Source organism: Candidatus Merdisoma sp. JLR.KK006 (genome assembly GCF_036941035.1).
Classification (GTDB): Bacteria; Bacillota; Clostridia; order Lachnospirales; family Lachnospiraceae; genus Laedolimicola.
Genome location: NZ_JAYMNS010000024.1, coordinates 23,539 through 36,107 on the forward strand (window position 1 = coordinate 23,539; position 12,569 = coordinate 36,107).

Annotated in this window: 9 protein-coding genes; 8 read left to right on the forward strand and 1 reads right to left on the reverse strand. The window is 45.5% G+C overall.

Translation table 11 applies throughout. The annotated features are described in order from the left end of the window. The 8 genes from VSQ61_RS16440 (at position 1) to VSQ61_RS16475 (ending at position 11,892) form a co-directional block, all read left to right on the forward strand. A complete protein-coding gene (locus VSQ61_RS16440; RefSeq protein WP_334345477.1) occupies positions 1–2,625 on the forward strand; it encodes a sensor histidine kinase in 2,625 nt (874 codons plus the stop codon). A 120-nt stretch (positions 2,626–2,745) separates the two neighbouring features. After that, positions 2,746–5,031 carry a hydratase gene (locus VSQ61_RS16445; RefSeq protein ID WP_334345478.1) on the forward strand — a complete coding sequence of 762 codons (2,286 nt, stop codon included), beginning with the start codon at positions 2,746–2,748 and terminating at the stop codon, positions 5,029–5,031. 170 nt (positions 5,032–5,201) lie between these two features. After that, positions 5,202–6,221 carry a nucleotidyltransferase domain-containing protein gene (locus VSQ61_RS16450; protein WP_334345479.1) on the forward strand — a complete coding sequence of 340 codons (1,020 nt, stop codon included), beginning with the start codon at positions 5,202–5,204 and terminating at the stop codon, positions 6,219–6,221. Further along, positions 6,221–6,985, forward strand: a complete 765-nt coding sequence (locus VSQ61_RS16455; RefSeq protein ID WP_334345480.1) for a nucleotidyltransferase domain-containing protein — start codon at positions 6,221–6,223, stop codon at positions 6,983–6,985. Before VSQ61_RS16450 ends, VSQ61_RS16455 begins: the two co-directional genes overlap by 1 nt. A gap of 242 nt (positions 6,986–7,227) precedes the next feature. Further along, entirely contained in the window at positions 7,228–7,911 is a 684-nt protein-coding gene (locus tag VSQ61_RS16460; RefSeq protein WP_334345481.1) for a response regulator transcription factor, read from the forward strand. Continuing rightward, positions 7,908–8,927, forward strand: a complete 1,020-nt coding sequence (locus tag VSQ61_RS16465) for a sensor histidine kinase (protein WP_334345482.1) — start codon at positions 7,908–7,910, stop codon at positions 8,925–8,927. The genes VSQ61_RS16460 and VSQ61_RS16465 overlap by 4 nt, the downstream gene beginning before the upstream one ends. Before the next feature lie 128 nt (positions 8,928–9,055). Next, positions 9,056–9,820, forward strand: a complete 765-nt coding sequence (locus VSQ61_RS16470) for an ABC transporter ATP-binding protein (protein ID WP_334345483.1) — start codon at positions 9,056–9,058, stop codon at positions 9,818–9,820. Continuing rightward, positions 9,817–11,892 (forward strand): ABC transporter permease, encoded by a 2,076-nt coding sequence (locus tag VSQ61_RS16475; protein ID WP_334345484.1) that lies wholly within the window; start codon positions 9,817–9,819, stop codon positions 11,890–11,892. Before VSQ61_RS16470 ends, VSQ61_RS16475 begins: the two co-directional genes overlap by 4 nt. 379 nt (positions 11,893–12,271) lie before the next feature. Here the strand turns inward: VSQ61_RS16475 and VSQ61_RS16480 are convergent, their stop codons facing one another. Continuing rightward, entirely contained in the window at positions 12,272–12,544 is a 273-nt protein-coding gene (locus tag VSQ61_RS16480; protein WP_334345485.1) for an HPr family phosphocarrier protein, read from the reverse strand. Positions 12,545–12,569 lie beyond the last annotated feature (25 nt).

The following is a 12,569-nucleotide window of genomic DNA, read 5'->3' on the forward strand; positions in this document are numbered from 1 at the left end:
ATGAGACGATGGGAATATTCCAGGGGGTGGAAAGCCCTTGCCCTTATATTAAATCAGGTCTGTGCGGTTGTGCTGGTTCTGTCTATTGCGGTCAGCCTGTTTTATGTGGGAAACAATGGATTTCGGGCCCTCAGGGGTGAGGAAACCTTTGAGAACACCGCCTATTTTCAGCGGGAGGTTCGGGAACAGATTCGCCGCTGTATCCGGGCGGCAAACAGGGAGAGCAAGTTTGAGAAAAACGGCGCTTATGATGCATCACTTGTAGTGAATGTTCAGGAATACGCATCCGAGGGGCAGATTCTGCACACAAAGGCGGAGGACGGAGGACTTTGCTACAGGCTGACGGATTTGCTGAACTGGTCTTTGGATGGCTGTGCGTACAGCTCGCTCCTTAAGATAACCTATGATGACGGAAAAGTGGGTTATATCTCCAAAAGCTCTATGAATTATACAGAGCAGGCTATCTATGACGGCGGATCAGCCGTGGCTTCCGTTTCCGTATCCTATGATGAGGCTCTTTCCTATATAGAAGAGAATTTGGAGGAAAACTCAGAAATAGAGTCAGAGGAAAACTTTGTACCAAAAGCGGAGACGGACGCTGTTGAAGAAGAAATAGAGAGCATATTCGGGCAGGCAGTGATTCAGGATGTGGAAGAAATCATGGCGATAGATGAGCGCTATGCCCCTGTGGAATATCCCGGCATTATTGATTATGCGGAGGCTCAAAGGCTGTCCACCCAGGAGCTTCAAGAGATTTATGGGGCGCTGGAAAATGTTCTCGGTAATATCTACAATGATTTTTACTCTTATAAAGAAAACCTGGAGCTGTTCAGCCCCAGCATGACCAATATGCGTTATCTGGTGCTGCCGGAGAGCGTGACACGGCTGACAAAAGAGGATTATGAGCAGAAAACCATTACCAATATTAAAAGCTTTGGTGATGCGGAAATATCAGATCGGGACAGTTTGCTGGCTTACATTCGGAGACATCCGGATTATTTGATTTTTGACAGCTCCGATATGAGCTTTGAATCCAGCCATATGCCCATTTCCATAAGTGAGATCAGCAGTTATCTGAAAGATTATCCTATGTCAGTGGAGGGAAACTATATTCTGGCCATTGCCATTGATCCCAGTTATGTTGCCAGTGACAACCTGCAGGCATACAAGCAACAGTATGAGGAGATTCGGCCCATCAGCCGTCTGGCGGTATATGGAGTGCTTTTGGGAGGGCTTCTGTATCTTCTGACACTTGTGTACCTGACCCTGGCGACAGGAAGAGGAACGGAGGAAGAGGACAAAAGCGTTCGGCTTAACAGCTTTGATCGGATTCAGACAGAGGCAGCCGTGCTGATTTTGGTGATTCCGGCATGGCTGGTGCTCCTGGCGGGAGCTGTGCTGCACAGCCGGGTGTCCGGCATCTGGGAGGCGGGAGTCTTCGGCGGTGTGCTCACCTTTTTGATGAACTTTTTTTTCCTTTGCGGCTATTTGAGCCTGGTAAGGCGGATCAAAACCAGAACCCTCTGGAGCAACAGTGTGCTTCATAAGATCCTGGACAGCTGTTACCAGGTGGTGCGCAACTGGAAAGTGACTACGAGAGTAATGCTGTCCTACATGCTGTTTTTGGCTGGCAACGGGTTATTGCTGTCTTTTGGCATCTTTGGAATTCTGCTGCTTATTGCATTGGATATTGCGGTAGGTGCGGCTTTGCTTCAGCAGGCTCAGCAGAGAAAACGTGTCCTGGATGGAATACGAAAGATCTCCGAGGGGGACTTGAGTCATCAGATTACTACGGAAAAACTCTCCGGTGACAGCCTTTTAATGGCGGAAGCGATCAATCACATCGGGGAGGGGCTTTCCACGGCAGTGGAACAGAGTGTAAAGGATGAGCGCCTGAAAACGGATCTGATCACCAATGTGTCCCATGATATTAAGACACCGCTCACCTCCATTATCAATTATGTGGATTTGCTGAAGCGGGAGGATATTCAAAATGAGCGGGCAAGAAATTACATTGCCATTCTGGAGGATAAGTCCCAGCGCTTAAAGCATCTGACGGATGATTTGGTGGAAGCTTCCAAGATTAGCTCCGGAAATGTGAAGCTGGAGCTTGTGAGAATTAATTTTCAGGAGCTTATTAATCAGACAAACGGAGAATTTAGTGAGAAATTTGAGGATCGTGAGCTGCAACTTGTGGTAAATATGCCCAAGGAGCCGGTTATTATTGAAGCGGACGGCCGGAGAATCTGGAGGATTCTCGAAAATGTGTACGGAAATGTGGCAAAATATGCCATGCCAAGAACCAGAGTGTATGTGGAGCTGACAGTAGTTGGCCATATGGTGCGCTTTCACATTAAGAATATCTCGGAGCAGCCCCTCAATATTCAGGCAGGAGAGCTGACGGAGCGTTTTATCCGGGGAGATGTGGCCAGAAGCACCGAGGGCAGCGGACTTGGACTTTCCATTGCCAAGACGCTGACAGAGCTGCAGAAAGGAAGCTTTGATATCTATCTGGACGGAGATTTGTTTAAGATAACAATTATTTTCCCGGAGGCGGCCAAAGAAGAGACCACAGCAGAAAATCAGGAGAAGAATGTGCAGCAGGCGGAAATTCTCACAGAATAAACTTGCAATCTTTGTTGGCGCTATTTATAATAAGCTTAGTGTTGCCGGACAAGGCGTACTGCCCTTGGCCGGCAATTTGATGAAAATTGGCAATTATGGAACTGGAATAGGAGGAATATTATGATTCAATTGTTTGAAGGCGGAGCCTACGTGCTGAATGGAACGGAGATTATTCCAGACAGTAAGGATGCGGTAAGTGTTCTGGAGAGCAGGCTGGGCAAGGCGCCATCGAAAGAGGAAGCGAAAAAGCAGACCATTGCCTACGGCATTTTAGAAGCGCACAATACATCCGGCAATATGGAAAAGCTGGAGATTAAGTTTGACAAATTGACTTCCCATGATATTACCTTTGTGGGAATCATTCAGACTGCCCGTGCATCGGGGCTGGAGAAGTTCCCCATTCCCTATGTGCTGACCAACTGTCATAACAGCCTCTGCGCAGTGGGCGGAACCATTAATGAGGATGATCACATGTACGGCCTTACCTGCGCCAAGAAATATGGCGGCGTCTATGTTCCGCCTCATCAGGCAGTGATCCATCAGTTTGCCCGTGAGATGATGGCAGCAGGAGGAAAGATGATTCTCGGATCCGACAGCCATACCCGTTACGGAGCTCTTGGCACCATGGCCATGGGTGAGGGCGGCCCGGAGTTGGTGAAGCAGCTTCTTAATAAGACCTATGATATTCCCATGCCGGGGATTGTAGGCGTTTATCTTACAGGAGAACCGCAGAAAGGCGTAGGGCCTCAGGATGTGGCTTTGGCTATTATCGGCGCCGTATTTGAAAAGGGTTATGTAAATAATAAGGTGATGGAGTTTATCGGCGACGGTGTAGAGAACTTAAGCGCTGATTTCCGAATTGGAATCGATGTAATGACCACAGAGACTACTTGCCTGTCCTCCATCTGGAAAACCGATGATATAATTAAAGAGTTCTATGAGATTCATGGAAGAGCCGGAGATTATGCGGAATTGAAGCCGGGAGCAGCCGCTTACTATGACGGTATGATTTATGTGGATCTGAGTGCAATTAAGCCTATGATAGCGATGCCTTTCCATCCCAGCAACACCTATACCATTGAGGAGGTAAAGGAGAATCTGGGAGATATTCTTCGTGATGTGGAGAAAAAAGCTCTGGTAAGCCTGGGAGATGCGGTGGATTTTCGGCTGACGGACAAGATTCGTGACGGTAAGCTGTATGTAGATCAGGGAATTATCGCAGGCTGTGCAGGCGGCGGCTTTGAGAACATTTGTGCGGCGGCGGATATCCTGAAAGGAGCCAGCATCGGCCCGGATGAGTTTACCTTAAGCGTGTATCCGGCCAGTATGCCGGTGTACATGGAGCTGGTGAAAAACGGAGCAGCGGCAGCCCTTATGGAGACGGGGGCTGTTATGAAGACGGCTTTCTGCGGCCCCTGCTTTGGCGCCGGTGACACGCCGTCCAACAATGGATTCAGTATCCGCCACTCAACCAGGAACTTCCCCAACCGGGAGGGCTCCAAGCTTCAGAATGGGCAGATTGCCTCGGTAGCATTGATGGATGCCCGTTCTATTGCGGCTACGGCGGCTAATAAGGGCTACCTGACAGCAGCTACGGAGATAGATGTAAAGTATACCAATCCAAGGTATTTCTTTGATAGTAAGATTTATGAAAACAGAGTATTTGACAGCAAGGGCGTGGCAGATCCGGATGTGGAGATTAAGTTTGGACCCAATATCAAGGACTGGCCGGCTATGTCCGCATTGCCGGAGCATATGATACTGAAAGTCGTATCTGAGATTCATGATCCGGTTACGACTACGGATGAGCTGATTCCCTCCGGTGAGACTTCTTCCTATCGCTCCAATCCTTTAGGGCTTGCGGAGTTTACTCTCTCCAGAAAGGATCCCGCTTATGTGGGACTTGCCAAGGAGATTCAGGCAGCGCAGAAAGCCATTGAAGCAGGAGAGTGTCCGGCAGAAGCCGTTCCGGAGCTGAAAGAGATCTTTAAAGCATTGAATCCATGGTGTCCGGGTGTGGACAAAACCAATGTGGGCGTGGGAAGTACGATCTTTGCCGTGAAGCCCGGGGATGGATCCGCCAGAGAGCAGGCAGCTTCCTGCCAGAAGGTACTGGGAGGCTGGGCGAATATTGCCAATTCCTATGCGACCAAGCGTTATCGCTCCAACCTGATTAACTGGGGTATGCTGCCGTTCCTGATTGATGAAGGAGAGCTGCCCTTTACCAAGGGGGACTTCCTGTTTATACCAAAGGTTCGGAAAGCGATTGAAGAAAATCAGAGTGAAGTAAAGGCTTATGTGAATGGAGAGCAGGGCAGAGAGGTGACGCTTCGCCTGGGAGCGCTTACGGATGATGAGCGTGAGATTATTTTGAAAGGATGCCTGATTAATTATTATAAGGGATAGATTCTGATGCAGCACTGCTGTGCCTGAGCTTTGGTCTGTATACTTGAAAGTGTATTTGGCGTAATTGGCATAGTAATTTATTGGAGGCTGTATTTAGAGAAAAGGATGGGCTGCTGCATCGGCGGGGATTATTGGCCGGGCGGCAGCCCTAGTTTTTAGAGGGCGAAAAAATGGATTTCAGAAAACTTGTCTATTCGGCGGAATATGATTTTTTAAGAACAAACAAAAGGCTTGGCAGACGTATTATTCTTATGGGGCTTGGAGGAAGCTATGCTTACGGAACAAACAACGAGAACAGTGACATTGATTTTCGGGGAATTGTGTTAAATACTTCATCGGATCTGTTGGGGTTGACGAAATTTGAACAATATGAAGATAAAAATACGGATACGGTGATTTATTCTTTTAATAAGATCATAAGGCTCCTTTTGGAATGCAATCCAAATACCATTGAATTGCTGGGACTGGATGAGGAACAGTATTTGATTAAGACATCCATAGGGGAAGAATTGCTGGCTAACAAAACCCTTTTTCTTTCAAAGAGGGCGGCCAAGTCCTTTGGAGGGTATGCAAGCGCTCAGCTTCGGCGGTTACAGAATGCAATTGCCAGAGACTCCATGCCGCAGCAGGAGCGAGAACAGCATATTTATAATTCTGTAAAAAATGCTTTGGAGGATTTCAGGCTTAAAAATGAAATGTTTGATAAAGGCAATATTCGCATTTATATTGATAAATCGGAAAATCCGGAACTGGAGACAGAAATATTTATAGATGCGGATTATCGGCATCTGCCTTTGCGGGATTATGAAAATATGCTAGGAGCTATGAACAATGTGGTTCGGGATTATGATAAGATAGGAAAACGCAACAAGAAGAAGGATGATAATCATCTGAATAAACATGCCATGCATTTGATGCGCCTTTTTATGATGGCCATTGATATTTTGGAAAAGGGTGAGATCAAAACCCATCGGACGGATGATTTGGAGCTGCTAAAGAGCATCCGGCGGGGTGATTTTCAAAAAGAAGATAAGACATTTTCAAAAGAATTTTATGTTCTTCTGTCTGATTATGAGGTACGATTAGAGACGGCAGCACGGAATACAAAACTGCCGGACAACCCGGATATGGAAGCAGTTGAAAAACTTGTGGAATATGTGAATCGCAGAGCGATAGAGGGTGATTTTTGATGAGAGATGTGAATAGGGAGATAGAAGGTAAGCTTAAGGAGATAGAAAAAGAAGAACATGTGAAAGTGCTTTATGCTGTGGAATCCGGCAGCAGGGCTTGGGGCGTGGAATCTCCGGACAGTGATTATGATGTGAGATTTGTCTATGTAAGATCCAAAGAGGATTATTTGAGCATTCAGGAAAGACGGGATGTGATTGAGTGGCAGCTTGATGAAGTGCTGGATATCAACGGATGGGATTTGAAGAAAACCCTTGTCCAGTTCCGCAAGGGAAATGCTACGCTTTTTGAGTGGGCAAATTCTCCGATTGTTTACAAGACAACTGGGGAATGGAAAGAAATTTACGAAAGCTGTAAGGCGTATTTCTCCCGGAAAGCGGCCCTTTACCATTATTATGGAACGGCTAACGGTACTTATAAGCAGTACCTGCAGGGGGATATGGTAAGGTATAAGAAGTATATTTATGCGCTTCGGCCGCTTTTGGCATGCAGGTATATAGAGAATACTCACATGATTCCTCCGGTGCGGTTTGATGATTTGCTTGAGCAGGAGCTTCCGGGAGAAGTGGCGGACGAGATCGGTAAAATGCTTGTGAGGAAGGCAGCCAGTGATGAAAAGGATTTAAATCCGAAAATGCCTGCCATTCAAAGGTTTATTGAGAATGAGATTGTGCGGTATGGGAAGATCTCGAAGGAGATGGCGGATGATAGAAATGTGGATTGGGAGGTATTGGACAGGGTGTTTTTGAAGGTGGTACAAGGGTGAGAAGCTGTGGGATTTTACAGGCTCAAATTACACATAGGAGCAAATGAAGTTGATTTTATTGGCAGGAGAAAAGGAAATGTGGAAAACCAGATTACAAGAAATTGTTAGACCAGGAACAGAATGAAGGTATTTATGGGCTAATTGAGTATAATAAGATATGGTATGAAAATGAATGGCAGAATCAAGCAATAGATGCATGATACAAATGATCAGCAAAAGTTTTAAAGGAGTGAAGCCGAAAAATGTACCGCATTTATATGATAGAAGACGATCAGGGAATCCTGGAAGCAGTAAAAAGCAAAGGGAAAAAATGGGAGTTGCAGATCACCGGTGTTGGGAACTTCCGAAAAATCCTGTTAGAATTTTCAGAGCTGCAGCCCCATCTGGTCATTATGGACATTGGCCTGCCTGCCTTTGACGGCTACTATTGGTGCACTGAGATTCGTAAAATATCAAAGGTTCCCATCATTTTCCTGTCCTCTGCCTCTGACAATATGAACATGGTCATGGCCATGAACATGGGAGGCGATGATTTTGTGGCGAAGCCCTTTGACATGGATGTACTGATAGCAAAGATACAGGCGCTTCTGCGCCGCACCTATGATTTTGCAGGGACAACGCCTATACTGCAGCATAGGGGAGCCTTTCTCAATAAGGATAACGGAACATTGACCTATCAGAATAGAACCATTGATCTTACAAAGAACGAACATCGAATCCTGTCTTTGCTCATGGAAAACAAAGGACAGGTTGTAAGCCGGGAGCGCCTGATGGATCTCTTATGGGAATCTGACTGCTATATTGATGACAATACACTGACCGTAAACATCGGCCGTCTTCGAAAAAAGCTGGAGGCAAATGGACTTACAGATTTCATTCAGACAAAATTTGGAGAGGGATATTATATGGGGGAGGAAAGAACATGACATTTGCAATCCAATATTTACGAGAGCATCTTCCGGCCATATGCCTGGAACTGTTATTTGCCTGCATTTTCGGAATTACATTCTATCTGTACCATCTGCCTCTGGGAGCTGTCCTGTATCCAGCCGGGATTTGCTTTCTTTTTGGTTCTGTATTTGCACTTATCTCCATATACCACATATATAAAAAGCACAAAAAATTAACAGGGCTTAAAGCCCTGCAGGGAAACGTTTTGCAGGAAGCGTTGCCGGAAAGTACAACCATAGAGAGTGAGGATTATCAGCAAATCATCCGGGCCTTGTGTGAAGAAAGGCAGATGCTGGAGGAACAGTTTTCAGGTTCTTATGCGGAAATGTTGGATTACTTTACTATATGGGTCCATCAGATTAAGACACCAATCGCATCTATGCGCCTGAATCTGGAAGCAGAGGATTCTAAACTGTCCCAAAGGCTTAAGTCAGATCTCCTCCATATTGAACAGTATGTGGAGATGGTGCTGACCTACCTTAAGATGGGAGCAGAGTCTACGGATTATGTGTTCCGCACGATTCATTTGGACAAGATAGTGAGAGAAAACATCCGAAAGCTGCGAGGAGATTTCATTATGAAGAAGCTCCAATTGACCTACATTCCCTCAAAGGAAACCATAGTATCCGATGAGAAATGGCTTTCCTTTGTAATAGAACAGCTCCTTTCCAATGCGCTCAAATACACCAAAAAGGGCTCCGTAACCATTTTCTTTGAGGAGCCCAAAACGCTTTGTATCAGCGATACAGGCATTGGCATTGCACCGGAGGATATACCGAGAATCTTTGAAAAAGGCTACACCGGCAGCAACGGACGCAGAGACAAACGGGCAAGCGGACTCGGCCTATACCTCTGCAAAGAGATCTGCAATCGTCTGGGAGCCAAAATCTCCATAATCTCACAGGTGGAAACGGGAACTACGGTAAAAGTAAATTTAAGCCGGGATCCCTTAAATTCTTACAAAACTGTTAGAAATCAAAGGGAAATGTAAGCCGAATGAATGGAATGCATCTCCCTTGTTTTGATAATATAATGACACCGAAAAACTTTTCGGTAACTGTGAGGATATAAAACAGTTGCGTACTATTGCGCAGCAACTTAAAAAGGAGGCATTCCAATATGAGCATTTTGGAAGTAAAAGGATTGAAAAAGGTCTACACCACACGATTTGGTTCGAATCAGGTGACGGCGCTTCGGAACGTGAACTTTTCTGTGGAAGAGGGAGAATACGTGGCTATCATGGGCGAATCCGGTTCGGGAAAAACCACTTTACTTAACATTCTTGCGGCACTGGATAAACCCACAAGTGGTTCCGTGCTGCTAAACGGAAAGGACATTACAAAAATATCGGAAAAGCAGATTGCAAAATTCCGCAGAAACAATCTGGGCTTTGTCTTTCAGGAATTTAATCTTCTGGATACTTTCAGCTTAGAGGACAACATTTATCTGCCCCTGGTACTGGCCGGCACGCCTTACGAGGAAATGCAGCGCAGGCTGAAACCCATTGCGAAGATGCTTGGCATTACGGAGCTTCTGAAAAAGTACCCCTATGAAGTGTCCGGCGGACAGAAGCAGAGAGCGGCCGTTGCAAGGGCCCTTATCACAAAGCCCCATTTGATTCTGGCAGACGAGCCTACCGGGGCACTGGACTCCCGTGCATCTGACGAACTGCTTCGTCTCTTTGGAGCGGTTAATGAAAATGGGCAGACGATTCTTATGGTTACTCACTCTGTTGCCGCAGCCAGCAGAGCAAAGTGCGTCCTGTTTATTAAGGATGGAGAGGTGTTTCATCAAATCTGCCGGGGAAAGGACAGCGATGAGCAGCTCTATCAGAAGATAACTGATACGCTGACCATATTAATGACAGGTGGTGATCGCAAATGAACAGAGGGCTTTATCTAAAACTTGCATGGACGGGAATTAAGAAGAATAAACAGCTTTACTATCCATATCTGCTGTCCGGAGCAGTCATGGTGATGGTGTTCTATATTCTTGCATTTCTGACGGCATCGGATATGGTTCACAGCCTGCGGGGAGGAGAAGCTATGACTTCACTGCTTCTTTGCGGACAGATTCTGGTAGGCATGTTTTCTCTGCCCTTTCTGTTTTACACCAGCTCTTCCCTGATGAGAAAACGAAAAAAGGAGTTTGGCCTTTACAATATTCTTGGCATGAATAAAGGAAATATTATGGTCAGTCTCCTTTGGGAATCACTGATGGCCTATGGAATTGCGATTTCTATCGGCATTCTTTCCGGAGTTGTATTCTCGAAAATTGCGGAGCTTGGCCTGGTAAATATTATGGAGGAAGAGATCAATTATCATATTTATATTGAGTGGAAAGGGATTCTGACAGCCATCTTTCTCTATGCCGGAATTTACTTTCTGATATTTCTGAACATTATGCGTCAGATTCATCAGAATAATCCCATCGAGCTTCTTCACAGCGAATCAGCAGGAGAGCGCCCTCCCAAAAGCAGATGGTTGCTGGCAGCCATTGGTATGGTACTGCTTGTGACCGCATATATATGGGCGGTGGGGATTGAGAATCCCAGAGAGGCATTGATGCAGCTGCTTCTGATTGGAGGCGTGGTGGTAATTGCGACATATCTTCTCTTCATTGCCGGTTCCGTGTTTCTGTGCGGATGGCTGAAAAAGAAGAAGCGTTATTATTATCAGACAGCTCATTTTGTCACCATATCTTCATTGTCCTACCGCATGAGGCGAAACGGAGCAAGCCTTGCATCTATCTGTATTCTTTCTACGGTTATTTTGGTAGCGCTGGTAGCATCTATTGGATGTTATGCAGGTGTGGATGAGATTATAGGCAGTCATTATCCTTATGACTTAGGAGTTATCATAGAAACTGCAGGAGTCGGGGAAAATGGCGAGGGTGCTGCCTATCGCTCAGAAATAGAGGACATATGGAAAGACATGGAGGTCAGTGTAAGAGAAACGGTTGAAACCTATGCCGTAGGTATGGCTGCGCCCTTTGAGAACGATATACTGGATCTGAGCGTCGATCTTTATCAGGATGCTCCGGAAGAGGGAAATGTTAATGCCTGGGATGAATATCTTGAACATTTTGCCTGTATACGTATTTTAGCTTTGGAGGATTACAATCAGTTCTGCCACACATCGGAAGAATTAAGCGCCGGGGAGGTTTTGATTGCCGGCGGAAATAAGTCAACCGGGGTAAAAAGAGTTCGAAGCTGGGACGGAAGTGAATATATGGTCAAAAAAGCAGTGAAAAAGCAGCCCAGACTTTCTGCCTTTGAGCTATATGGCAGCTATTCGGATATGATGATGGAATCTCTTGTGGTTGTAGTTCCGGATATGGCTGAGTTTTGGAAAGGCTTTGACGCTTCCCAATGGAGCACAAAGAATGAGGTTCTGATGTTCTGGGAGTATGATGTGAATCTGGCAGAGGATCGAGACAGGCAGTTTGTCATAGATGATGCATGCAATCAGTGGATCAGGAGACTGTCGGAAACGGAAGAAGACGTGTATATCAATTTTTATACAAAGGTTGAAAAGTGGGCCAAATTAAAAAGCCTTGCCGGAGGGGTGATGTTCCTGGCATTTGCCATCAGCGGCGTATTTGTCTTTGTAGCAACATTGATTATGTATTATAAGCAGATATCCGAGGGCTACGAGGATCAGAAGCAGTTTTCTATCATGCGGAAAATCGGCATGACAAAAAAAGAGATTCAGCGAAGCATTAATTCCCAGATGCTTACGGTATTCTGCCTGCCCCTTTTGGCTGCGGGCGTTCACCTTATCTTTGCATTTCCGGGAATTTACCAGATGCTGAAAAGCAGTATATTGGATGATAAACCATTGTTAATAAAGGTGGCGCTTATTAGCTTTTGGCTGTTTGCCGTGGCTTATGGATTGGTTTATTTTATAACAACCAGAACTTACTTCCGGATTGTGAATCGGCCGCTTAATGAGTAAAGGAAATAAAAGAACGAAAATAATAGCAGTTGTATAAAGCAATAAAGAAGGGGCTGTCAGGAAATAAGACATCAGCCCCTTTTTATACTTCTGCTATTGTTCTTGCTTAATTCAAATCTGCATTACAATGAAGGCAAGTGTCAGGGCGGAGCGTTATGGGAATAAATTTATGGCACTTGGGACATCTGTGAAAGCGAATTATTATAAATACGCAGGAGCATGCAAGCAGGATTGCGCAGACAGACAAAATTCCTATGACAGCAGCATTTAGTCCGGGAAATAACTTGCAAACCAACCCGTTTATGATAGTCAATGCGGCAAGCGCAGAAGCTAATTTACGGCAAGCTTTCATGGACATAGTAAATTCTCCTTTCGGAAATTATTCACCAAAACCAGATTTGATGAGCGAAACTAATTCGGCTACGGCTTTTTCTTCATCTTCACCTGCGGCAGATATTTCTACATTTTTCCCTTTTGATAAGCCTAAAGTAAGGACACGAAGAATGGATTTGGCATTAGCGGCAGGCTCTTCTGTTGCAAGGTCTTTAATTTGAATATCGGAGACAAAAGATTTGGCAAGTGAAACAAAGTCTGCAGCAGGGCGGGCATGAAGCCCGGTGGGATTTACAATCGTTGTTGTTGCTTTATACATAATAATCCTCCTATCTTAAGTTGCT